Annotated in this window: 20 protein-coding genes, 1 tRNA gene and 2 rRNA genes; 19 read left to right on the plus strand and 4 right to left on the minus strand. The window is 57.9% G+C overall.

Annotated elements, in window-relative coordinates; translation table 11 throughout:
* The 10 genes from L6990_RS02140 to L6990_RS02185 all read left to right on the plus strand — a co-directional run.
* Window positions 1-128 (plus strand): 23S ribosomal RNA (locus L6990_RS02140); the annotation flags it as partial.
* 75 nt (window positions 129-203) lie between these two features.
* A 5S ribosomal RNA gene (gene rrf, locus L6990_RS02145) occupies window positions 204-320 on the plus strand.
* Between the two features lie 293 nt (window positions 321-613).
* Window positions 614-2344, plus strand: a complete 1731-nt coding sequence (locus L6990_RS02150) for a hypothetical protein (protein WP_237202437.1) — start codon at window positions 614-616, stop codon at window positions 2342-2344.
* Window positions 2337-3341, plus strand: coding sequence for an HAD-IIA family hydrolase (locus L6990_RS02155; protein WP_237202438.1), 1005 nt, complete (start codon window positions 2337-2339; stop codon window positions 3339-3341). The genes L6990_RS02150 and L6990_RS02155 overlap by 8 nt, the downstream gene beginning before the upstream one ends.
* Window positions 3334-3471, plus strand: coding sequence for a GTPase (locus L6990_RS02160; RefSeq protein ID WP_237202439.1), 138 nt, complete (start codon window positions 3334-3336; stop codon window positions 3469-3471). Before L6990_RS02155 ends, L6990_RS02160 begins: the two co-directional genes overlap by 8 nt.
* A gap of 38 nt (window positions 3472-3509) precedes the next feature.
* On the plus strand, window positions 3510-4244 hold the full coding sequence (locus L6990_RS02165) for a TlyA family RNA methyltransferase (RefSeq protein ID WP_237202440.1): 735 nt from the start codon (window positions 3510-3512) through the stop codon (window positions 4242-4244).
* Window positions 4245-4343: 99 nt separating this feature from the next.
* Window positions 4344-5342 carry an NAD kinase gene (locus L6990_RS02170; protein WP_440480478.1) on the plus strand — a complete coding sequence of 333 codons (999 nt, stop codon included), beginning with the start codon at window positions 4344-4346 and terminating at the stop codon, window positions 5340-5342.
* Window positions 5339-7045, plus strand: coding sequence for a DNA repair protein RecN (gene recN / locus L6990_RS02175; protein ID WP_237202441.1), 1707 nt, complete (start codon window positions 5339-5341; stop codon window positions 7043-7045). The genes L6990_RS02170 and recN overlap by 4 nt, the downstream gene beginning before the upstream one ends.
* A gap of 55 nt (window positions 7046-7100) precedes the next feature.
* Window positions 7101-7838 (plus strand): NUDIX domain-containing protein, encoded by a 738-nt coding sequence (locus L6990_RS02180; RefSeq protein ID WP_237202442.1) that lies wholly within the window; start codon window positions 7101-7103, stop codon window positions 7836-7838.
* Window positions 7838-8815, plus strand: a complete 978-nt coding sequence (locus tag L6990_RS02185; protein ID WP_237202443.1) for a site-specific tyrosine recombinase XerD — start codon at window positions 7838-7840, stop codon at window positions 8813-8815. The genes L6990_RS02180 and L6990_RS02185 overlap by 1 nt, the downstream gene beginning before the upstream one ends.
* 62 nt (window positions 8816-8877) lie before the next feature.
* On the opposite strand, the gene L6990_RS02190 is transcribed toward L6990_RS02185, so the two are convergent.
* The 4 genes from L6990_RS02190 to L6990_RS02205 all read right to left on the minus strand — a co-directional run bounded on the left by L6990_RS02190 (window position 8878) and on the right by L6990_RS02205 (window position 13291).
* Complete coding sequence (locus L6990_RS02190; protein ID WP_237202444.1) at window positions 8878-10017, minus strand: bifunctional 2-methylcitrate synthase/citrate synthase; 1140 nt, start codon at window positions 10015-10017, stop codon at window positions 8878-8880.
* A gap of 91 nt (window positions 10018-10108) precedes the next feature.
* Window positions 10109-11020, minus strand: coding sequence for a methylisocitrate lyase (gene prpB, locus L6990_RS02195; protein ID WP_237202445.1), 912 nt, complete (start codon window positions 11018-11020; stop codon window positions 10109-10111).
* On the minus strand, window positions 11020-12540 hold the full coding sequence (locus L6990_RS02200; RefSeq protein ID WP_237202446.1) for an MmgE/PrpD family protein: 1521 nt from the start codon (window positions 12538-12540) through the stop codon (window positions 11020-11022). Before L6990_RS02200 ends, prpB begins: the two co-directional genes overlap by 1 nt.
* A gap of 73 nt (window positions 12541-12613) precedes the next feature.
* Entirely contained in the window at window positions 12614-13291 is a 678-nt protein-coding gene (locus L6990_RS02205; RefSeq protein ID WP_237202447.1) for a GntR family transcriptional regulator, read from the minus strand.
* A 238-nt stretch (window positions 13292-13529) separates the two neighbouring features.
* Between L6990_RS02205 and L6990_RS02210 the strand changes: the two genes are divergently transcribed.
* The 9 genes from L6990_RS02210 to L6990_RS02250 all read left to right on the plus strand — a co-directional run bounded on the left by L6990_RS02210 (window position 13530) and on the right by L6990_RS02250 (window position 23313).
* The gene (locus L6990_RS02210; protein WP_237202448.1) at window positions 13530-15443 is read left to right on the plus strand and encodes a propionyl-CoA synthetase; all 1914 of its coding nucleotides are present in this window, start codon (window positions 13530-13532) and stop codon (window positions 15441-15443) included.
* 230 nt (window positions 15444-15673) lie between these two features.
* The gene (locus tag L6990_RS02215) at window positions 15674-16534 is read left to right on the plus strand and encodes a ParA family protein (protein ID WP_237202449.1); all 861 of its coding nucleotides are present in this window, start codon (window positions 15674-15676) and stop codon (window positions 16532-16534) included.
* A 200-nt stretch (window positions 16535-16734) separates the two neighbouring features.
* The gene (locus L6990_RS02220; RefSeq protein WP_237202747.1) at window positions 16735-17580 is read left to right on the plus strand and encodes a segregation and condensation protein A; all 846 of its coding nucleotides are present in this window, start codon (window positions 16735-16737) and stop codon (window positions 17578-17580) included.
* Window positions 17577-18374, plus strand: coding sequence for an SMC-Scp complex subunit ScpB (gene scpB / locus L6990_RS02225; protein WP_237202450.1), 798 nt, complete (start codon window positions 17577-17579; stop codon window positions 18372-18374). Before L6990_RS02220 ends, scpB begins: the two co-directional genes overlap by 4 nt.
* Window positions 18375-18451: 77 nt before the next feature.
* Window positions 18452-19540, plus strand: coding sequence for a pseudouridine synthase (locus tag L6990_RS02230; RefSeq protein WP_237202451.1), 1089 nt, complete (start codon window positions 18452-18454; stop codon window positions 19538-19540).
* Window positions 19540-20664 (plus strand): prephenate dehydrogenase, encoded by a 1125-nt coding sequence (locus L6990_RS02235; RefSeq protein WP_237202452.1) that lies wholly within the window; start codon window positions 19540-19542, stop codon window positions 20662-20664. Before L6990_RS02230 ends, L6990_RS02235 begins: the two co-directional genes overlap by 1 nt.
* A 9-nt stretch (window positions 20665-20673) precedes the next feature.
* On the plus strand, window positions 20674-21345 hold the full coding sequence (gene cmk, locus L6990_RS02240) for a (d)CMP kinase (protein WP_237202453.1): 672 nt from the start codon (window positions 20674-20676) through the stop codon (window positions 21343-21345).
* A gap of 90 nt (window positions 21346-21435) precedes the next feature.
* Window positions 21436-23013 carry a ribosome biogenesis GTPase Der gene (gene der / locus L6990_RS02245; RefSeq protein WP_237202454.1) on the plus strand — a complete coding sequence of 526 codons (1578 nt, stop codon included), beginning with the start codon at window positions 21436-21438 and terminating at the stop codon, window positions 23011-23013.
* 226 nt (window positions 23014-23239) lie between these two features.
* A tRNA-Pro gene (locus tag L6990_RS02250) sits at window positions 23240-23313 on the plus strand.
* The last annotated feature ends 52 nt before the right edge of the window (window positions 23314-23365 follow it).

The raw sequence follows: 23365 nt of genomic DNA on the forward strand, positions 1-23365 counted from the left end.
AGATGAGATTTCCTAGCACCATTTGGGTGTGTGAGGATCCCTATAGATGATGGGGTTGATAGGCCAGGTATGGACGCGGGGAATTCCTGTGGAGTTGACTGGTACTAATAGTCCGAAGGCTTACATTTTTTTCTTGGTGTTGGCTGATTGTTTGTTGGTGTTTGCGTCCACTGTATGGTTTTGAGGTAACAATCTCGCAGGTTTGCGGTGGTTATAGCAAGAGGGAAACACCCGGTTCCATTCCGAACCCGGAAGTTAAGGCTCTTTGCGCTGATGGTACTGCACTGGTGACGGTGTGGGAGAGTAGGTCACCGCCGCAATTATTTTAGATAAGTAGCTCCTGCCCCCTGAGGGCGGGAGCTATTTTACTTAAAGGGGTAGATAATGAGATATGCTACCTCTTTCTAATTGGGATATTTAGGCTGGCTCTTCCTCGATAGGGGATGAGCCATTTTCGTTTAAAGGTGCAAGTAATAACCATGTGCCTGAAAACGCATCAAAACCAGGGGACCCCACCTACGCATGGGCACAGGCGCCCGATACACTTGGAATTAGTGCACAATAACAGGCTCTTAGAAAAGAGCCTTAACATAAGAATTTTAGAGGAGCATACTTGGCTGACTACTCACGTAACCACTCAGATAACAAGCGCGATGGATACAAGAAGAGCAGCGATCGCCACTCATCAGGTCGGAACCGTTCCTACGGTAATGGCCGTAATGATCGTTCGGATCGTCGTGATGACCGTGGTTTCGGAGGGCGCCGCAACGATGGTGAGCGCAACTACGGGGGTCGTGATGACCGTGGAGGTTTTGGTAACCGTCGTTCCGATGGTGAGCGTAACTTCCGTGGTGACCGTGGCGGTCGCAACTATGATCGTAATGATCGTGGCGGTTATGGTCAGCGCCGTGAGGATCGCGTAGACGATAGAGACTTCCAAGGCGGCTTCGGTAGACGCCGTAGTTCAAACGACGGAACCCAGCGCAATGACCGTGATAACCGTGGTGGTGTCGGTGGACGCCGCAACGATGGTGAGCGCTCCTACGGCAACCGTGGTGGCTTTGGTGATCGTCGTAATGATCGTTCTGATCGTCGTGACGATCGCGGTGGTTTTGGTAACCGCCGTTCTGACGGTGAGCGTAACTTCCGTGATGACCGCGGTCCTAAGCGTTTTGACGATCGGGGAGACCGCAATGACGGTGAGCGTTCCTACGGCAGCCGCAATAACCGCGGCGGCAACCGCTCCTACAACAACAACCGTAATGAGCGCGGGCCCAAGCGTTTTGACGACCGCGGTGGCCGAGATTCAAACCGTCGTGATGACCGCAGCTTCGATAAGGGCCCTCGCAAGGAATTTAAGCGTGATGACGCTGCTCAGGCACCTGCCACAGGTTTCCACCGTAGCTCACCTGAAATTGACACCGATGTAACGGGCCAGGAACTTGAAAACTGGACCCTGCGTGCACTGCGCCAGCTCGAAGCTCAAAACGCTGAAGGCGTAGCCAAGCACCTGGTGATGGTAGGGCGCTACATTGATATTGACCCTGAGTTCGCTCTAAAGCACGCTGTTGCAGCTTCGAAGCGAGCTGGCCGCATCGGACTGGTGCGTGAAGTAGTGGGCGTTGCTGCTTACGCTGCTGACGACTACGAGCTGTGCCTCCGTGAATTGCGCACTCACCGTCGAATCTCCGGCTCCAATGATCACCTGGCACTCATGGTGGACTGTGAGCGCGCCCTGGGCCGTATGGAGAAAGCACTTACCCTAGCTGAAGAAGCTAAGGACGAAGAAGTACCAGCTGCTGTACGCGCAGAGGTTGCTATCGTGGTTTCCGGTATTCACCATGACGCCGGCGAACTCAAAAAAGCAATTAGCGCTCTAGAAATCCCCGAACTGGATTCTAAGCGCGGCTTTGAATACTCACCCCGTCTGTTTGAGGCCTATGCCGATCTTCTGGAAGAGGACGGCCGGGTTGCTGAAGCACGCCGTTGGGCTCGTTTAGCCGTGGTCACTGAAGCAGCTTTGGGCCAGGGAGAATTCGCTGAACCTGAAATCTTCGATATCTTTACTGAGGACGACCTGTTCGAGCCCGAAGAGGTAGCTATTGACCTGGAAGATGAAGACCAGGCTGAGGGCGCTGAGCACGAGGTTGCTGAAGAGCCCAGCGTCGAAGACGAAGTAGCCGAACTGTTGGGGGAAGAAACTGAACCCGTTGATGGCGTTGAAGATGACGAAGAGCAACTAGATGCCGCACTTGCACAGTCCGCTGTGGAGCAGACCGTAACCGAAGAGCAGGCAGCTGAAGATTCCCTTTTTGCTGTTGAAGCGGACGATAGCCGTGACTAAGAGCCTGATCGAAGCCCACGATGCGATTCTTTCTGACCTTGATGGCGTAGTTTACGCTGGCCCTTTCGCTATCGAAGGGGCACCTGAGGCGCTCAACCGTGCTCAGGACGCCGGGGTTCAGGTTGCTTTTGTGACTAATAATGCTTCACGCAGCGTTGATGCTGTTGCTGAGCACCTGGTGGAGCTGGGCGTCAAGACTGACGCTGAACACGTCATCAGCTCTGCTCAGGCGGCGGCTGAGCTCTTGGCTGCGCAACTGCCCGCTAACGCTAAGGTGCTGATCACCGGTGCCCAGGCGTTGGCGGACTGCGTTCAAGCTGCCGGTCTTACCCCGGTTCGATCGCAGCAGGATGAGCCGGTCGCCGTAGCCCAGGGCTTTAACCCCAAGATGGTCTGGGAAGATCTCGCTGAGGCGGCTTACACCCTGGCCGATGAATCTGTGCTCTGGGTTGCCTCCAATACGGATTTCACTATCCCCAAGGAGCGCGGTATCGCTCCGGGAAATGGCACACTCGTCGGCGCAGTTGCCACAGCCACCGGGCGTAAGCCCCAGGTGGCAGGTAAGCCCGAGTCACCGATTTTTACTACTACTGCTGCGCAAAAGCTGGGCTCAACCAGTCCGGTGGTTGTTGGCGACCGGTTGGATACCGATATTCAAGGTGGTAATAGGGCACAAATAGCAACCGCTATGGTGATGACCGGTGTCGATACCTACCAATCGGTGCTGGCGGCAATCACGATCGAGCGTCCGACTTACATTATTGAAACCCTGGACGCCTTTTTTGAGCCCTATCCGCAGATAGGTGTGGAGATTACGCCTACTGGAGCAAGAGCAGAAGCCGCTGGCTTTGTTGCTGAGGTGAAGGGGAACGACCTGACTCTTAGTGGAGCCGGTACGGAAGTCGACAGCTGGCGAGTTGCCTGTGCAGCCTGGTGGGCAGCCCACCCGGACGTACATGACGCTCCCAAAGCTCCCGAGGTATTCAACCGTGGCTAAGGAAGAGACTAGCGTAGAGCTAGACCCTGAATTTGAAGCCGCTTTAGAAGCAGCCCTGGCACTAGACCCCAGCGAACGAATCGACCGTTACGCCAGGTTAGCGGAAGAGCTGCAGGAAAGCCTCAACTAGCCGCTGAAGCTAATACACCACATAAGGAAACGGGCAATATGAGACTTGACCACTACATGGTGCAGGCGGGTATTGCCCGTTCTCGCACCCTGGCAATCAAGATGATTGACGCTCATCTGGTGAACGTCAACGGTCACCCTGCCAGCAAGGCAGGCCAAAAAGTGCGGGAGGGCGATACTGTCAGCATCACCCGCAGTGAGCTGACCGAGTATGTCAGCCGTGCCGGGCATAAACTGGCCGGTGCTCTCGATACCTTTACGGGAATAACCGTGGAGGGCAAGCGCTGTTTGGACGCCGGTGCATCAACCGGCGGTTTCACTGACGTGCTACTGCGGAGGGGAGCTGCCATTGTAGCCGCGGTGGACGTCGGGCATAGTCAGCTTGTACCTGAGCTACGGGAACACCCCAAAGTTGATGTGTATGAGGGTATGAACGTGCGCCATATGGACTCAGAAGATATCGGTGGTCAGGTGGACCTGACGGTCACCGACCTATCTTTCATCTCTCTCACCAAGGTGATTGAACCTCTATCAGCTGTGACCCGTGCAGGCGGAGATCTTGTGCTGATGGTAAAGCCACAGTTCGAGGTCGGGAGCGCCCGTGTGGGAAAGGGCGGCGTGGTCACAGACCCGCAAGCACGCCAGGACGCTGTTGACTCGGTGCGGGCCTGTGCCGAAGAATACGGACTGGTGATCAAGGGGCAAGAAGAGAGCTCGCTGCCCGGCCAAGACGGTAATGTCGAGTTTTTCCTCTGGTGCCACAAACCTGAGTAACACACCAAAACACCGAAGTTTCGAATAAGTGTTCGAAAATTTCGGTGTTTTTGTGTTTCTAGTGAGGAAAAAAGAACTACTTTCAGCTAGCCTAAAACTGTGAATGAAACGATTGCCCCCGCGCTCATAGACGGTAGCGATACCCGCAAAATTTTAGTTTTTGCCCATACCGGGCGAAGTGAAGCCCGCGACGCTGCTCGTGCTGCCTGTGCCCAGCTGCATGCGGCGGGTTTGGTGCCGGTGATGAACCGGGCAGACCTTGAAGCTCTTACCCAGAGATGGCAGAACCCTGTGCCCGTCGCCGTGGCACACGAAAGTGTTGCTCTGAACGAGATTGAACTGGGCGTGGTGCTGGGTGGAGATGGTTCTATCCTGCGCGCAGCTGAGATGATTCGTCACACCCAAATTCCCCTGGTGGGCGTCAACCTGGGGCATGTTGGCTTCCTCGCTGAAGCGGAAGAATTTGACCTCGCTGAGACAGTAGACCGCATTGTCTCTGGCAACTATACCGTTGAAGAGCGCATGGCCATCGACGTTAAGGTCTGGAAGGGCGGGGAAAAAATCCTCGACACCTGGGCACTGAACGAGGCCAGCGTTGAAAAAGGGAACCGCCAGAAAATGATTGAAGTGGTCATCGAGGTGGATCGCCGCCCGCTCTCAAGCTTTGGATGTGACGGAGTGGTGCTGGCAACGCCCACAGGCTCAACTGCCTATGCCTTCTCTGGGGGAGGGCCTATTATCTGGCCCAGTGTTGAAGCCATGCTCATGGTTCCCTTATCTGCCCATGCGCTCTTTGCGCGGCCACTGGTGACTGCCCCGACCTCTATGATGGCGGTTGAACTCTTGCCCACCAACGGTGCTGAAGGTGTGCTCTGGTGCGACGGACGCCGGACCCGTGATCTACCGCCCGGGGCACGTATCGAGGTGACACGGTCGTCCAAACCGGTGCGTCTTGCCCGCATGCACCCGGCTCCCTTCTCAGAGCGCCTGGTTCGAAAGTTCGAGCTACCTACTACCGGCTGGCGTGGCCCCAACACCGCTAGCCCTGCCACCTCGGCCCTGCCCATTAGCCGCCTAACCCAGGAGTTTAGCCCTTGATTGAAGAAATTCATCTGCGAGATTTAGGTGTCATCACCGATGCCCGCCTTCCCCTAGAACCAGGCTTCTCAGTGCTGACCGGTGAGACTGGCGCTGGTAAGACCATGGTAGTTACCGCGCTGGGGATGCTACTGGGGGCACGTTCTGATGCTTCCAGCGTGCGTAATGGGGCCTCTAGTGCTTTGGCAGAAGCCGTCATCAAACTGCCAGCGGGGCACAGAGCCATTGGCCTAGCCGATGACGCTGGGGGATCAACTGAGGAATTGGAAGACGGATCTCACGAACTGCTCTTAGCGAGAACCGTTAACGCTTCGGGGCGCTCTCGTGCCCATGTAGGCGGCGTTTCAGCCCCTATTGGAACCCTAGCTGATATCGGGCATACTCTGGTGGCAGTGCACGGTCAGTCAGACCAGTTACGCCTCAAATCTTCAGCCGAGCAGCGCCATGCCCTAGATTCTTATGCCGGTAAAAAACTTGAAAGTGTGCTCGCAAAATACGAAAAGAACTACGAACGTTTCAAGCAGGCTGCCGGTGAGCTGCGAGACGTGCGAGAAAATACTCGCGCCCGCGCTTTAGAAGCACAGACTTTACAGGGTGCTCTTGCTGAAATTGACAGCGTTAACCCCCTTGAAGGCGAGGATGAGGCTCTACACGCTGAAAGTCAGAAGCTCACCAACGTTGAGTCCCTACGTCTGGCAGCCACCACGGCTTCGACTGCTCTGACCGGTACCGAATACGGGGACGCGGATGCCCCTAACGTACTGGGACTGCTGGACTCAGCCCGCACCGCGCTGGCGTCTGAATCGGATGCTGACGAGGATCTCAAAACTCTTTCTGATCGTCTCAATGAAGCGTTGATTCACATCACCGACATTGCCGAAGAGGTCTCAGCCTACACCTCCGGTCTCGATTCTGAGGGCCCTGAACGCCTGGCAGAAGTAGAGCACCGACGTGCCCAGCTCAAAGGTCTCACCCGCAAGTACGGGGCAGACATCGCAGAGGTACTGGCCTGGGCTGAAGAATCACGTGCCCGTCTTGATACTCTCAGCGATGATCCGGCACGCCAGGAAACCCTGGAAGCTGAATTGCGTGACCTGCGTGAAACCCTGGGGGAGCAGGCACAGGTACTGATGGGTCTACGCCGTAAAGCTGCCTCAAAGCTAGCTGCTGCCGTTAGCGAGGAGCTAACTGCCCTTGCTATGCCCAACGCTTCGTTGGTGGTAGAGGTCGAAGAAACCGAGAAGTTCAACCGCTTCGGTAAAGATACTGTGACCTTTATGCTGGCGCCCCACCGCCAGGCTGTTCCACGGCCCCTGGGCAAGGGTGCATCAGGCGGTGAACTGTCCCGCGTCATGCTTGCGCTTGAGGTAGTACTCTCGGAGGTGGACCCGGTACCCACCTTTATTTTCGATGAGGTTGACTCTGGTGTAGGCGGTAAGGCTGCTATCGAGATTGGCCGACGCCTGGCTATGCTAGCCAAGAACGTTCAGGTGCTGGTGGTGACCCATTTGCCGCAGGTTGCAGCTTTCGCTGACCAGCACATCCTGGTGCTTAAAAATGATGATGCTTCACTGTCCAAGGTGAATGTGCTCTCCACCGAAGAACGCGTGGTTGAGCTGGCCCGCATGCTCTCGGGGCACGATCAGTCAGCATCTGCTCAAGAGCACGCCCGCGAGCTACTGGAAGCAGCCGGGCAGCTCTAAGGTCATGGGCTAGAGATTGCCCATCAGGCCAGCAGACGTTTGATAAGGAGAAGCTATGAAGCAGAAGGTAACCCGTAAGGACGGCACAGCGCCGCGTATTGACGCCCGTCAGGAGGCAGTCGACCAGAAGACGGTAGCCGATGTGGTGAACCCACGTTTCGTTCAGAAGTCCGAGACCAAGTTCGAGGGCTTCATTTGGGACGTGGTGCGCGATGACTTCTCCCTCACCGAGGACGGGGAATCGATGGGGCGTGACTACATTACCCACCCCGGCGCGGTGGCTACCGTGGTGCTCAATGAGAAGAACCAGGTGCTTTTAATTAACCAGTACCGCCAGCCAGTGGGTATGAACTTATGGGAAATCCCTGCAGGCATGCTCGATATCGCCGGTGAGGAGCCACTGACCGCAGCTCGGCGTGAGCTAGCCGAGGAAACCTTCTTGCAAGCCGAGCGCTGGGATACTCTCATGGAGTACCATAACTCGCCGGGTTGCTCTACTGAAGCTAACAGGGTTTTCCTGGCCCGAGGCATTAGCGAAATTCCCCATGAAGAGAAGCAGGAGCGCGAGGGTGAGGAAGCTGAAATTGTGGCCCGCTGGTTTGACATGGACGAGGTCGTACCCGCAATCTTGGCGGCAAGACTGCACTCACCCAGCACGATCATGGGTGTCCTGGCTGCTCATGCTGCGTCCCTGAGCAACTTTGAAACCCTGACCCCGGCGGATGCACCCTGGCCTGCTCACCCCTACCTGCGAGACCCCGATACCCGCGGTTCGTTGGGGAACCTGCGCTAGTGGCTCAAGCCCAACCCACGGAGCTTGAACGCTCCATCGAAAGCTACCTTCAGTACCTTGGGCTAGAACGTGGCCTGGCTGAGAACACCCTTGCCGCCTACGGGCGGGATTTACACCGTTACCGGGATTACCTGGCAAGTGTGGGGGTTATTGCCCCGCGGTCCATCACCAAAAAACACGTGCGGGACTTTGCCGTAGCTTGTGCTGAGGCCCCCTCAGCATCAGGTAAACCGCTGAGCCAGCGCTCTATCGCCCGTATCATCGTGGGGGTGAGAGGCGCCCATAAATTCTGGTTGCGAGAGAACGTTACAGCGTTTGACCCTGCGGCGGGTGTCCAGCCGCCGACGCCGGGGGCGCGCCTGCCCAAGGCAATCCCCGTAGAGCAGGTGACTCGCCTGCTCGAAGCTCCTGATATCACCACTGAGGTTGGGCTGAGGGACCGAGCTATTCTAGAGTTTCTCTATTCCACCGGCGCACGTATTTCTGAAGTCATCAATGTTGACTTAGATGACGTGGTCTTTGACAGGGAGACCGAGAACGATGGTACAGAGAGCACTGCCAGTGTTCCCGCTGTTGCCCGCATTTTTGGCAAAGGGAACAAAGAGCGGGTAGTCCCCGTTGGATCCTACGCAGCCAGAGCGATTGAGGACTATCGAGTGCGCTCGCGGCCCTCACTAGCTTCCAAAGGTAAGGGCACCCCGGCTCTCTTCCTGAATGCTCGGGGGGGCAGGCTGACGCGTCAGGGAGCGTATCTCATTCTCAAAAAACACGCTGAACGTGCCAAGCTACCGGGTGAGATTTCGCCCCACACCCTGCGTCATTCCTTCGCCACCCACCTGCTTGAAGGCGGCGCTGATATTCGTGTGGTCCAGGAACTTTTGGGGCATGCCTCGGTCACCACCACCCAGGTTTACACCAAGGTCACCGCTGATACTCTGCGCGAAGTCTTTGCTGCTAGCCACCCCCGGGCACAATAAAACCGCGGAGCCCATGAACTTTCACGTCATGGGGCACCGCGGTTTGAGACTAGAACATCACGCTAGGGTAGCTGTCGCTCTTCAACACCGTTGTAGGCAGAGAGCGGGCGAATCAGCGAGTTGTTAGCGCGCTGTTCCAGCACATGCGCCGTCCAGCCGGTGATGCGGGAGCAGACGAAGATGGGAGTGAACGTGGGGGTATCGAAGCCCATCAGATGGTAGGTGGGGCCAGCGGGGTAGTCCAGGTTGGGCTTTATTCCCTTGGCCTCGTCCATGGCTTCAGCAAGACCCTGGTAGAGGCCAATGATGTCCTGGCGGCCGTAGTATTCGACCATGTCAAAGAAGGACTTTTGCATGGTGGGCACACGGGAGTCACCGTTCTTATAGACGCGGTGCCCAAAGCCCATGACCTTCTTCTTTTCGGCCAGTGCGGCGTCCATCCAGGCCTTTGCGCGTGTCTTGGCGTCAGCTTCGCTCTCACCGTCAATCACACCGATTTCATCAAAGGTGTGCTGGACTGCTTCATTCGCACCGCCGTGCAGAGGGCCCTTGAGAGCGCCGATGGCACCGGTGACTGCGGAGTGGAGGTCAGACAGCGAAGAGGTGATGACGCGGGCAGTAAAGGTCGAGGCGTTGAAGGAGTGCTCAGCGTACATGACCATGGAAACGTTGAAAGCGGTCTTGACCTCGGCTACGGGTACCTCACCGAAGGCCATGTAGAGGAAGTTGTCACAGTAGTCCAGGTCCTCGCGAGGCTCGATAACATCCTGGCCCCGGCGGCGGCGCTGGTCGTAGCAGACTACAGCCGGCATGGCGGCAAAGAGTTCCCACGCCTTGCGCAGCTCATTTTCGGGGGAAAGGTCTTCGCTCTGCGGATCGGTAGCACCCAGGAAGGATGTTGCGGTACGGCAGACATCCATGGGGTGGCAGTCGATGGGCAAAGCATCGATGACAGCTTTGAGACCGTGGGAGAGCGCACGGTGGCTGCGCTCGAAAGCGGTAAATTCTTCTAGCTGTTCAGCGGTGGGAAGCTCACCGTTCCAGAGGAGGAGGGCTACCTTTTCAAAAGGGACCTCAGCGAGCTGCTGCACCGGGTAACCGCGGTAGAGCAGGGAATTGGTCTCAGCGTTGACCTTGGAAACAGCGGTGTAGTCGGCAACGACGCCGGCTAGTCCGCGCTTGACGTCCAACTGTTCTGACATGGGTTTCTCCTTTGAATCTGTCAGTGCTCGAAAGTGGAGGCGTCCGCCCGGCCGAGCGTTGATACCGGGCGGACGCTGGGGCGAGGAACCGCTAGGATTTGAACAGGTCGGGGACCTCAAAGTTGAAGATACCTGTATCGAACTGGTTGTAGGCCTCGTAATCAACGAGGTCGTAGAGGCGGGCGCGGGTCAGCATCTTATCGACGTAACCCTCCTGGGTGCCCGTTGAGGCGATGGTGTCCAGGACGCCTTCCATTGCTCCCAGTGAGGAGCGCAGCAGGGTGACGGGGTAGATGATCATGTTGATACCTACGGCGGCTAGCTGCTCCTTGGTGAAGAGCTCGCTCTTACCAAACTCCGTCATGTTGGCTAGAACCGGCACATCAACCGCTTTGCACACAGCCTCAAACTCGCTGAGATCCTTCATGGCTTCTGGGAAGATTGCATCGGCGCCGGCGTCCACCAGAGCCTTGATACGGTCGATGGTCTCTTCAAGTGAGGACGTACCGCGTAGGTCGGTGCGGGCCATAATGAGGAAGTTGGGATCCCTGCGGGCTTCGGCCGCTGCTCTAATACGCTTCGTAGCGGTTTCAAGATCAACCATGTTCTTGTTATCCAGGTGGCCGCAGCGCTTGGGGTTGAACTGGTCCTCAATGTGGCAACCAGCCAGCCCATACTCTTCAAATTCTTGAATGGTGCGGGCAACGTTCATGGGCTCACCGAAGCCGGTGTCAGCGTCCACGATGGCGGGTAGGTTGGTCACGCGGGCAATCTGCCCGGCGCGCTGGGCAACCTCAGAGAGGGTAGTTAGCCCGACGTCGGGGAAACCCAGCTCGTTGGCAAGTACAGCACCCGAGATATAGACACCGTCAAAGTTCTTCTCTTCAATCAGGCGAGCAGAGATGGGGGTGTAAGCACCCGGGAACTGCTTGATATCACCAGTTGCCAGCATTGTGCGGAGATCTACGCGCTTTTGAGCAGGGGTTTTCTGGGCGTACAGCATTAGAAGATACCTCCCTTACCGGTTTCCAGCTCGATGCTAGCGGTGATGTTTAGAGCGTCCAGCTCGCCGTCCTTGAGATTAGCCAGGTTCTCTGCTGCTTCCAGGAAGCGATCCTGCTCAGCCTCAGAAACCTTACCCTCAGCCAGCTTGCGGAACTTACCGATGTAGTCCTTGCGAGCGAAGGGGTGGGCACCCAGGGGATGTGCGTCAGCAACAGCGATTTCCTCGCTGAAGGTCTCGCCGTTGGTGAGCTTGATTTCTACGCGGCCGCCGAATGCCTTTTCTGCAACGTCGTTGGAGTGGTAGCGGCGGGTCCACTCGGCGTCCTCAGCGGTGGTGACCTTGTGCCAGAGAGCTACGGTGTCCGCCCGCTGGGCACGCTCGGGAGCGTAGGAGCCAACGTGGTCCCACTCGCCGTCCTGCAGCATGACGGTGAAGATGTAGGGGATGGAATGATCCAGGGTCTCGCGGGTAGCGGTGGGATCGTACTTCTGGGGGTCATTAGCGCCCGAGCCAATGACGTAGTGGGTGTGGTGGCTGGTGTGCAGCACGATAGATTCGATGTTCTCGGGGTTAGCGAACTCGGGGTGTTCGCGGTTGAGCTTACGTGCCAGGTCGATCCATGCCTGTGCCTGGTACTCCGCTGAGTGTTCCTTGGTGTAGGTATCCAGGATTGCTCGCTTGGCTTCGCCTGCCTCGGGCAGGGGCACTTCGTAGCGGGCATCGGGGCCATCAAGCATCCAAGCGATGACGCCGTCTTCGCCTTCGTAGATGGGAACAGGGGAAGTCTGACCACGCATAGCACGGTCAACGGCCTCAACAGCCATCTTTCCGGCGAAGGCGGGGGCATGTGCCTTCCACGTTGAGATTTCGCCCTTGCGGGACTGGCGGGTAGCGGTGGTGGTGTGCAGACCCTGGCCGATGGCCTGGAAGATGGTCTCGGTGTCCAGACCCAGCAGAGTGCCGATACCGGCTGACGCTGAGGGGCCAATGTGGGCCACGTGGTCAATCTTGTGCTTGTGCAGGCAGATCGCCTTCACCAGGTCTACCTGAATCTCGTAACCGGTAGCGATACCGCGGATGAGGTCGCGACCGTTGCTACCCACGTGCTGGGCAACTGCCAGAATCGGGGGAATGTTATCGCCGGGGTGAGAGTACTCAGCTGCCAGGAAGGTGTCGTGGTAGTCCAGTTCGCGGACCGCAACGCCGTTGGCCCAGGCGGCCCATTCGGGGGAGACCTTCTTGCTGGCAGCGTCCACACCGAAAATTCCTGCGCCGCTGCCACCGGGGCCAGCCGCGTGGGTCAGTGCCTGGTCACGAGCAGAAATGATAGGACCGCGGTTAAGGGAAGCGATAGCAACCGAAGCGTTGTCGATGACACGGTTAATCACCATCTCTTCAACCTCGGGGAGCACCTCTACCGGATCGGTAGCAACCTGAGCCATTTTGTAGGCAAGCTGCTCTTTGCGGGGGAGGTTTTCTTCTGAGCGGTAAACACGAACCTTGTGATTGACGGTCATGGGGTTATCTCTCTTTCATCATGTCGTTCTGTAGAGGTGGACGCCGGTAGCAACTCCGCTGCCAGCGGTAAATTTAGGGTTGGGCAGCTACTTCAAAGAGACCGTGTTGCTCTTGGGAAGCGGCTGCCTCTTCGATAGCGAAAAGTGCGTTGGCCAGGTGCAGACGTGTGGCTGCTTCAGCCAGCTGCGCGTCCTGCGAGGCAATGCAACGGGCTATCTGGGCATGTTCATCAGCGGCGTGAGCCAGCCTGACGGGGTTCGTCTTTGACAGCTTCCTGATGCGGGTTAGCTGAGTGCGTAAGCTTGACTGAGCCTGGTAGAGATAGCGGTTAGCCGCCGCCGCATCAATGGCAGTATCTAACTCATCGACCAGAGCATAGTACTCAGCAATATTCCCTTGGCTCGCAGCCAGAGCTGCACCCGCCTGTTCAAACCGCTCAGCAAGATGCATAAAGCGGGTGGGGTCCCCACGGCGGGAAGCTAGGGCAGCGGCAGTGCAATCTAATGAAACCCTCAACTCAAAGAGCGAGTAAACATTGTCAAGAGAAATAGGGGCAACGATGACGCCGCGCCCCGGTGCTGGCTCTGCAAGGCCGTCCGAAAGCAACCGCGAGATTGCTTCACGGACAGGTGTACGTGAAACTCCCAGCCGTTCAGACTGCTCCACTTCTGCAATCACAGAACCGGGGGAGAGCATTCCCTCCATGATGTCGCTGCGCAGGCTCTGGTAGGCAAAATCGCTAGCTCTCATCAGCTCATCCTCTCGGTGTGATACGGCACATGGTGTTGTGCTGACACCACCATAGAACGCAAACACCTCTTTTGTATACATCGAGCGCCAATATTTCTTCTGAATAGCAAATCTTTACGGGAAACATGAGACACTCTGAAATTTTGTATACAAATTCTTGCTTATTGTGATGGGTGGCACTAAATTTATCTCAAACCCTCCCGCCACACACCACCCAACGCCCCTCAGGAGTAATCCGATGACCACCTACCAAGAAACCTACCGGGCAAGCATTGAAAACCCAGAGAAATTCTGGCTTGAGCAAGCCGAGAACATCACCTGGGTCACCAAACCTCAAACCATCATCGACGATAGCGCTGCACCCATTTACCGCTGGTTCCCAGACGGTGAACTCAACACCTGCTACAACGCAGTAGACAGGCACGTTGACGCTGGGCGCGGCGAGCAGACCGCAATTATCTACGATTCAGCCATGCTGGGCACTCGCCAAGAAATCAGCTACGCCGAACTCAAGAAAGATGTTGAGCTTTTCGCCGGAGCGCTCGCCAACGCCGGTGTAGGCAAGGGCGATCGTGTGCTGATTTATATGCCCATGATTCCCCAGGCTCACGTCGCCATGCTGGCAACAGCCCGCCTGGGCGCCGTCCACTCGGTGGTTTTTGGTGGCTTTGCACCTGCTGAACTGGCGTCCCGCATCAATGACTGCTCGCCCACCGTGATTGTAACCGCTTCAGGCGGTGTTGAACCCCGCCGTCGCATTGAGTACATCCCCGCGGTAGAAAAGGCGATGGATTTATCGGCTAGCAAACCTAGCGCAGTGCTGGTCTTTGAGCGTGAAGGCTTCGAGCATACGGTAGAAGAAGCTGAGCAGAAGGCTAAAGACGCCGGCGGTGCGGTGACCTGGCAGTCTGCAGGTGATGCCATGGCAGCAGCCCAGCCCCATGAGCCGGTGACCGTCAAGGCAACCGACCCTCTCTACATCCTCTATACCTCGGGTACCACCGGCGCACCAAAGGGCGTCGTGCGAGATAACGGCGGCCATGCAGTCGCCCTCGCCTGGACCATGAAGAACATCTACGATGTTGGCCCCGGTGAGGTGCTCTGGTGTGCCTCGGACGTCGGATGGGTGGTTGGGCACTCTTACATCGTCTACGGCCCCCTCATCGCGGGCGCCACCAGCGTGCTCTATGAAGGCAAGCCGGTAGGCACCCCCGATGCCGGCGCCTTCTGGCGCGTTATTCAAGATTCGAACGCAAAGTCTCTCTTTACCGCCCCCACCGCCCTGCGCGCTATCCGTAAAGCTGACCCTGAGGCTTCACTGCTGGCAGAGTATGACACATCTTCACTGAAACTGCTCTTTGTTGCCGGGGAACGCCTGGACCCCGAGACCTACCACTGGGCCACCGAGAAGCTGGGCGTACCCGTAATCGATAACTGGTGGCAGACCGAAACCGGGTGGGCTATCGCAGCTAACCCCCGCGGGCTTGAAGCTCTACCCCTCAAGCCTGGCTCACCCTCAGTGCCCAGCCCGGGCTATAACCTGCAGGTACTAGACCCCTTCGGTGAGCCGGTTGGCCCGGGGGAGGAAGGCAACCTTGCCATTAAGCTCCCCATGCCTCCGGGTAACCTGCCCACGCTCTGGGGTAACGATGAACGCTTTATCTCCTCCTACCTCGAAGCTTTTGAAGGCTACTACGCTACCGGCGACAGCGGCTACATTGACGAGGACGGCTACGTCTTCGTGATGGGACGCACGGACGACGTCATCAACGTTTCGGGCCACCGCCTTTCAACCGGTGCCATGGAACAGGTACTGGCAGGGCACCCGGCAGTTGCGGAATGTGCGGTGATCGGTCTTGCAGACCAGCTCAAGGGCCAACGTCCCGCTGGTTACGTGGTGCTCAAGGCAGGGGCTGACATCAGTGAAGAGCAGTTGGCCAGCGAGCTCATTGCCAGCGTCCGCAACGATATTGGTGCGGTTGCTGACTTCAAGGACGTCAAAATCGTGGAAGGTCTACCCAAAACCCGATCAGGCAAGATTCTGCGCAAAACCATGCGGCAGATTGCTGATGGAGAGGACTACAAGGTCCCTTCAACCATCGAGGATATGGCGGTGCTAGACGATATTGCCAAGGTACTTAAGTCCCAGTAAGCCCAGCACATCAGCGAAGAGATGACCGTGCTTGCTACGGTCGAGTGTCTAGCCTTCAGCTTCACACTCGACCGTAGCAAGCACGGTCATTGTATGTGCTGAAGGGGCGCGGGCAGAGAGCGCAACGTTGGTCCTCGAAAACCGCCGAGGCTCTGATAAATACCCTCGGTTTGCCGCACCCAGTAGACTGATGGGTAAAAGTGTTTAAATAAAACTAAAGGTGAGTACCAGTGACTGAAACCGGAGCAGAGCAGCTCGGCCCCACCGGCCGCCCCCTGCGCGTCTACCCCGACCCCGCACCGCTTGACACCCACGGCCCGGCCCGCATCATTTCGATGGTGAACCAAAAGGGTGGCGTCGGCAAAACAACCTCGACCATCAACCTGGGCGCTGCACTGGCTGAAGTCGGACGTCGCGTTCTCCTGGTGGACTTTGACCCCCAGGGTGCGCTCTCGGCAGGTTTCGGAGCCAACCCCCACGAACTTGAGCTGACTGTCTACAACGTCATGATGGACCGCAAGGTCAATGTGCGTGACGTCATTCTAGAAACGGGCGTGCCCAACGTCGACCTGTTGCCCGCCAACATTGACCTTTCGGCAGCAGAAGTGCAGCTGGTCAACGAGGTCGCCCGTGAGCAGGTTCTTGCTTCTGCCCTGCGCGCCGTTGAAAACGACTACGACGTCATTTTGATCGACTGCCAGCCCTCACTGGGGCTACTGACCGTCAACGCACTGACCGCCAGCCACGGCGTTATCATCCCGCTCATCTGCGAATTCTTTGCCTTGCGTGCCGTTGCCCTGCTGGTGGACTCCATCGAAAAGGTGCAGGACCGCCTCAACCCCAAGCTGGAAATTGACGGCGTGCTGGCCACCATGTTTGATTCCCGCACCCTGCACTCCAAAGAGGTGCTAGCCCGCATTGTTGATGCCTTCGGAGACAAGGTCTTTGACACGGTCATCAAACGAACCGTCAAATTCCCCGACGCCTCGGTTTCCGCAGAGCCCATCCTCTCTTACGCATCGAATCACCCCGGCGCGGATGCCTACCGCCAGCTGGCCCGCGAACTCATTTCACGGGGCGGAGCGCCCTAACATCAGGGCAACCTACCACCACTTGCTTTCAAGACCAGGACGCCTCAGCGGGCGTCCTGGTGTATCTTTAGGGGGTTGCTGTGGGCGAGCTATCGCTCACTAAGCCTTGAAAGCCACTGGGCCAGTTGGCACAATAGAGAAAGATACGTTTCAACCGGTCTCACCCTGAGCCGACTGACACAGAAAGATTCGCTGCCGTGATGGTACCGACACCAGTACAAGAGCTCAACGCACCCCTGCAGACACCGGCGTCCGCCCCCTTTGCCCTTCACCTGAGCAACTTTGAAGGGCCCTTTGACCTGTTGCTCCACCTCATTACCCGCAAGAAACTGGATATCACCGATATCGCACTTGCTGAGGTAACCGATGGATTTCTCAGCTACATCAGCGGTGTCTTTGATGCAGACACCGACCGAGGTCTTAACACCGCCAGCGAATTTCTGGTCACTGCAGCCACCCTGCTGGATCTCAAGGCCGCCCGCCTTTTACCCCCGGGTGCCGCACACATCACAGCTAATACCGACCTGCTTGAGGCACGCGACCTGCTCTTTGCTCGGCTCTTGCAGTACCGTGCCTACCGCGAAGTGACCGCTGTTCTAGAAGAACGGTACGTTGCCGAAGCCCACCGGTTCCCCCGTACCGTTGCCCTGGACCCCCGCTTTAGTAAGGTGCTGCCGGAGCTTGTCTTTGACCTAAGCCCAGAAGAGTTTGCACGTATTGCGGCTGCAGCGCTTAACCCTGCACGCGATAAAGAAGGCTCCTCGAGGCCAAGCTCCGAAGTTGAGACCGACCACCTACATATACCCCTAACGACTATCGCAGCCGAAGAAGCTCATATCATGGCGCAACTAGAAGAGCGGGGCAAAGTGACCTTTACCGAGATCATCACCGATGCTTCTGCGCTAGAGGTGGCGATCGTGCGATTTTTAGCGGTGCTTGAACTCTTCAAGGAGGGAGCGCTGCTCGTGGACCAACCGCAGACACTGGGTCCAATCACCGTCAGCGCGCCGCCCACTGCTGAACACGAGGAAAGGGAGGGCGCATGAACGAGAATAAGGCGCAGAACCCCGACTACACTGACAATGACCTCGATATTCTCAACAGTGGATCGTGGGGCTTTGACAGTGAGGATGAGAGCTCAGACTCTGCTAGTGAAGCTTCACCAGCCTCGGTAAGGGAACACAACCCCTGGGATAAAGAAGCCTCAGAACTTACGGCAGAACAAGAGGTTCAAGCAGAGAACCAGCTATCCCGGGTAGAACTTCAACCCGGCGGGATCAAGGCCGCCATTGAAGCGATTCTAGCCGTGGCAGACGTCCCCGTTTCAGCACGGGAATTTGCGGCAGCCTTGATTGTCTCCGAACGTGCTGTTGAGGCAGCCCTAGATCAGCTCTACCGCGAATACAACGGCTATGACGACGGTGAGACCGTGCACGAACCTCGAGGGTTTGAACTGCGCCGTATCGCCGGAGGGTGGCGGCTCTACGCGCGGCAGGACTTCTCGCCCTGGGTGGGACGGTTCGTGGTGGGCGCCCAGAGCTCTAAGCTCAGCAGGGCAGCGCTGGAGACCCTTGCCGTGCTTGCCTACCAGCAACCTGCCACTCGCAGCTACGTGGCGCAAGTGCGCGGAGTGAATGTGGATGCGGCAATTCGCAACCTCAAAACCCGCGGGCTGATTACCGAGACAGTGCCTGATGAAAAGGGCGTCACCCAGTACATCACCACTGACACCCTGCTGGAGAAGCTCGGGCTAGAAACCCTCGACCAGTTACCGGCGCTCGCTCCCTACCTGCCCGATGTGGACCAGGTAGCAAGCGACCCAGAACTCACCAACACCTAAAGATTTACCGGCCAGCCCGGTTAGAACACGAAACGGGCGCAGAAAGCGCCCACCCATGAAAGAAAGAGGTCATCACAATGGCATATGGAAATAATTCAGGACGAAGCGGTAACACAGGCCGTGGTGGCGCAGGGCGCGGCTACGGCAAGAGCAACGAATACCGCGGCGGTGGGCGCCCTAGCGGTTCCGGCCGCGGAGGTTCCTCACGCGGCGGTTCATCCGGTGGCGGTTTCAAGAGCAACCGTGGCGCCAAGCCCGGCACTCCCGGCGGCCCCCGCAAGGCCGGTACCGGTAAGGGCCCCAAGTTCCGTTCAGGGCAGCCCTTCGCCGGTGAGATGGGCGAATTCCGCCCCAATAACCGCGCTACCAAAAACTTCGGGCCCCACCGCCCGCGCCGTCCCAAGAACGCACCGGTAGACCACTACGAGTTCTATGACCACGAGGGCGTGCGTCTTCAGAAGCTCATGGCATCAGCCGGCGTGGCTTCCCGCCGCGTCTGTGAAGAAATGATTGAAGAAGGCCGCGTGACCGTCAACGACCAGCTCGTCACCGAACTGGGCGTGCGCGTTGACCCCAACAAGGTCAGCATCCAGGTGGACGGCATGACCATCCAGACCAACGACAAGCTGGTCTACATGGTCTTCAACAAGCCCAAGGGTGTTGTATCATCCATGGAAGACCCGGATGGCCGCCCCTGCATCAGCAACTTCCTGCGCTCATCCATGACCGAGCGCGTCTTCCACGTGGGCCGCCTTGACGTTGAAACTGAGGGCCTGCTCCTGCTAACCAACGACGGCGAGCTGGCTAACCGCCTGACCCACCCCTCCTACGAGGTGCCCAAGACCTACCTGGTGCAGGTACCCGGCCCCATGGAACCCGGTATCGGCGCTGCCATGAAGAAGGGGCTGCGCCTTGAAGACGGCGTGACCCGCGTGGACGAGTTCAAGCTGGTTGACTCCACCCCCGGCCACGTACTGGTTGAGGTCACCATTCACTCCGGCAAGAACCGCATCATCCGCCGTATGTTTGAGCAGGTGGGCTACCCCGTCGAGAAGCTGGTCCGTGTAGAGATGGGCCCGCTACACATCGGCTCACAGAAGCAGGGCACCGTGCGTAATCTCTCCAAGGTAGAAATCGGCAAGCTGCTGGCATCGGTGGATATGTAATGAAGGCTTTCTCGGCTACACTGACCGGCCCCGTGCTGGTGATTGGCGCGGGGCTCTTGGGAGCATCTGCCGGGTTGGGGTTGCGTAATCTGGGCTACACGGTCTATATCAGTGATATCTCGCCGACGGTTGAGGCAGTCGCTGAAGATATCGGGGCCGGTACGTCCCTGCGAGCTGTTGCAGAAGAGTGGGACGCTGAAGCCGGCTTCGTTCTAGAACCGCAGCTTGTGGTGGTGGCAGCCCCTCCGGATGTCACCGCTGAACTGGTGATTAAGGCTCTGGAGGATTACCCGCATGCCTTTGTCATTGATCTGGCGTCGGTAAAGTCTGGAATCTTAGCTGATGTGCTGGCTTCTGGTGCTGACGCTACCCGTTACCTGGGCACTCACCCCATGGCCGGCCGCGAGAAATCTGGGCCGGTCGCGGCCCGCGGCGAACTCTTCGCAGCCCGCCCCTGGGTTCTCTGCGAGCACCCACTGGTGCGGCGGGAACTGGTCAAACTAGCCCAGCAGGTAGCCGTTGAGCTGGGCTCAACCGTAACTTTCTTGGATGCCAGTGAGCACGACCGCACCGTGGCACTGATTTCTCACGTGCCCCAGGTGATGTCCTCCCTGCTGGCTTCCCGCCTGCAGGATACCCCGCTCTATGCCCTCGGACTGGCAGGGCAGGGGCTACGCGATACCACCCGCATCGCGGCGTCCGACCCCAACCTCTGGGTGCAGATTTTGGCGGCCAACGCGCAGCCTGTGGTCGAAACTCTCTACGGAGTGCGGGAAGACCTAGAGCGTCTGATCTCAACACTTGAGGCTCCCACAGAGTCTGGGTCCAGACTTGATATTGCCCAGCTGATGAGCGAAGGCAACCACGGTGTAGCCCGCATTCCGGGTAAGCACGGCGGGGCACCGCGTGCCTTTGCCCAGCTGACCGTGCTGGTGGATGACACCCCCGGCACGCTATCTCGCCTACTGCACGAGATCGGTGAGCTTGGCGTCAACCTCGAGGATTTACGACTGGAACACTCGCCCGGTGCCCCCGTGGGCATGGCAGAAATATCTGTTAACCCCAGTGAACACGAAAAACTAATTGATGACCTCACCGGCCGCGGCTGGAAGGTTGTCACGTAAGGTGAAACTATGACTGACACACTTGTTATTGCAATCGATGGCCCCTCGGGCTCGGGCAAAAGCTCGGTATCTAAGGCAGTTGCCCGCCACTTCAATCTGGAATACCTGGACACCGGTGCTATGTACCGTGCCCTGACCTGGTACTGCCTGGAAGACAAGGTGGACCTAGAGGACGCCGCAGCGCTAGTTGCTGCCGCTCGCACCTTCCCTTACGTGCAGGGCACCAGCCCCGATGAAGAGATCATTGAGGTGGGGGGAGTGGATGTACGAGAATCGATCCGCGAGCCTCGTATCTCTGAAGCTGTTTCATCGGTTGCTTCCAACCTAGAAGTACGCCAGATTCTGATTGACCTGCAGCGTCGCTTTATCGCCGAGGCAAAGAACGGCATGGTAGCTGAAGGGCGCGATATCACCACCGTGGTAGCCCCCGATGCGGACGCCCGTGTGCTGCTCACCGCAAGTGAAGAGGTGCGTCTGGCTCGCCGCGGCCTTCAGCTGGGTGGTACCCAGAACAAGGATCAGCTGGCTAACCAGGTTTCAGAGCGTGACAAGAAGGATTCTAAGACCACTAGCTTCACCGAAGCAGCGCCCGGTGTCACCCTGGTGGATTCCAGCGACCTGAACTTTGAAGAAACCATCGATGCAGTGATTGCGGCAGTTAATACTGCTTTGGGCCGCTAACGGCGAGCCCGTTCGCCCCATCGATTAGACTACACAAGAACGAAGAAGCTGCTGCGGCACGTGCCGCAGCGGGGATAGAAGGAGAGGCACATGGCAGAAGAACAAGCACCCCATGATGACTACGAAGTAAAATTTCTGGGCGGCGGTGAAGATGATGTCTCAGAACGCCTAGCTGAGATTGATGATGAAACTGCTGACCAGCGCGCTGAAGCCCTGCTAGCAGGCCTGCAGGACTACGACCTCAACGAAGAAGACCGCGCCATGCTGGGCACCTGGGGCTTCAACATGGATGAGGACGATGACCAGGAAGCTGACCCTGTGGTTGCGATTGTCGGTCGCCCCAACGTCGGTAAATCCACCATCATCAACCGTATTCTGGGCCGCCGCGAAGCAGTGGTTGAAGATAAGCCCGGTGTCACCCGTGACCGCGTTTCTTACAAAGCCGAATGGTCTGGCAAGGATTTCACCCTTGTTGATACCGGTGGTTGGGAAGCCGACGCTAAGGGCATTGACGCTCAGGTTGCTGCACAGGCAGAAATCGCTGTGGCTCACGCCGATGTTGTACTGCTGGTGGTTGACGCCCTGGTCGGCATTTCGGCAACCGATGAGGCCATTGTGCGCATGCTGCGCCGCGTGGACAAGCCCATCTTGCTGATTGCCAACAAGATTGATGACACCCACCAGGAGCCCGACGCACACGCTCTCTGGTCGCTGGGCATGGGCCAACCCTACCCGGTCTCCGGCCTGCACGGCCGCGGTCTGGCCGACCTGCTCGACGCTGTGCTAGAGGTTATGCCCGAGCACTCCCAGTACGCTGAGCCCGAAGCTCTCGGCGGCCCCCGCCGCGTCGCCCTGATCGGTCGACCCAACGTTGGTAAGTCCTCGCTGCTGAACAAGCTGGCCGGCGAAGAGCGTGCCGTGGTCAACGAACTTGCGGGCACCACCCGTGACCCCGTGGATGAAATCGTGGAGCTGGGCGGACGCCCCTGGCGTTTCGTGGACACCGCCGGTATCCGCCGCCGCGTCCACATGGCCAAGGGCGCAGACTTCTACGCCTCGCTGCGCACCCAGACCGCCATCGAGCGCGCTGAGGTAGCCGTGGTACTGCTGGATGTTTCAGAGCCGATTTCTGAGCAGGACGTTCGCATCATCCAGATGGGTATCGATTCAGGCCGTGCTATGGTTCTGGCCTTCAATAAGTGGGACACCCTCGATGAAGACCGCCGTGAACTGCTAGAGCGCGAAATTGACCGCGATCTGGCCCATATCAAGTGGGCACCCCGCGTCAACATCTCGGCAAAAACCGGCTGGCACAAGGACAAGCTGGTTCCCGCGCTGGAACACTCTCTGGACAGCTGGGACTCCCGCATCCCCACCGGTCGCCTCAATGCCTTCCTGGGTGAGATCGTGGCTGCCCACCCGCACCCCCTGCGTGGCGGTAAGCAGCCCCGCATCCTCTTTGGCACCCAGGTTTCATCCCGCCCGCCCAAGTTCGTTCTCTTCACCACCGGCTTCCTGGATCCCGGCTACCGCCGCTTCATCCAGCGCCGCCTGCGTGAAACCTTCGACTTCACCGGCACTCCCATTGAAATCACCATGCGAGTGCGCGAGCGCCGCACTCTCGGTGAGCGTCAGGCTGGCAAGGGTTCTAAGGGTGGACGCCGCTAGGGCTGAAGACAGGAACCTTTATTAATGTGCCGGGGTGGGGCTCTTTATGAGCTCTACCCCGGCTTTCTTTCTTGGAGAATAATTCACTGCTTAGGCAGGTTTAGGTGTGATGGAGAACGCGTCGTAAAACTCCTAAAAAGGGCCTCGCAGAATTTGGCACAGTCAGAAAAAACTGTGTATAGTAATACGAGTGCTCAGGGAAGCCGCAAGGCTTAACAGAGACAATCGGGTTGTGGCGCAGCTTGGTAGCGCACTTGACTGGGGGTCAAGGGGTCGCAGGTTCAAATCCTGTCAACCCGACAGACAAAGCCCCTCTCGCTAGGATAAACTAGTGAGAGGGGCTTTTTTGCAC

This window comes from Rothia endophytica (assembly GCF_928381505.1).
Lineage (GTDB): Bacteria > Actinomycetota > Actinomycetes > Actinomycetales > Micrococcaceae > Rothia > Rothia endophytica_A.

Bases quoted from the DNA above. Each gene is read 5' to 3' on its own strand.
- L6990_RS02165 (WP_237202440.1), top strand. From the start codon at position 3,510: ATGAGACTTGACCACTACATGGTGCAGGCGGGTATTGCCCGTTCTCGC.
- L6990_RS02180 (WP_237202442.1), top strand. From the start codon at position 7,101: ATGAAGCAGAAGGTAACCCGTAAGGACGGCACAGCGCCGCGTATTGAC.
- L6990_RS02190 (WP_237202444.1), bottom strand. From the start codon at position 10,017: ATGTCAGAACAGTTGGACGTCAAGCGCGGACTAGCCGGCGTCGTTGCC.
- prpB (WP_237202445.1), bottom strand. From the start codon at position 11,020: ATGCTGTACGCCCAGAAAACCCCTGCTCAAAAGCGCGTAGATCTCCGC.
- L6990_RS02200 (WP_237202446.1), bottom strand. From the start codon at position 12,540: ATGACCGTCAATCACAAGGTTCGTGTTTACCGCTCAGAAGAAAACCTC.
- L6990_RS02205 (WP_237202447.1), bottom strand. From the start codon at position 13,291: ATGAGAGCTAGCGATTTTGCCTACCAGAGCCTGCGCAGCGACATCATG.
- L6990_RS02210 (WP_237202448.1), top strand. From the start codon at position 13,530: ATGACCACCTACCAAGAAACCTACCGGGCAAGCATTGAAAACCCAGAG.
- L6990_RS02220 (WP_237202747.1), top strand. From the start codon at position 16,735: ATGGTACCGACACCAGTACAAGAGCTCAACGCACCCCTGCAGACACCG.
- scpB (WP_237202450.1), top strand. From the start codon at position 17,577: ATGAACGAGAATAAGGCGCAGAACCCCGACTACACTGACAATGACCTC.
- L6990_RS02230 (WP_237202451.1), top strand. From the start codon at position 18,452: ATGGCATATGGAAATAATTCAGGACGAAGCGGTAACACAGGCCGTGGT.
- L6990_RS02235 (WP_237202452.1), top strand. From the start codon at position 19,540: ATGAAGGCTTTCTCGGCTACACTGACCGGCCCCGTGCTGGTGATTGGC.
- cmk (WP_237202453.1), top strand. From the start codon at position 20,674: ATGACTGACACACTTGTTATTGCAATCGATGGCCCCTCGGGCTCGGGC.
- der (WP_237202454.1), top strand. From the start codon at position 21,436: ATGGCAGAAGAACAAGCACCCCATGATGACTACGAAGTAAAATTTCTG.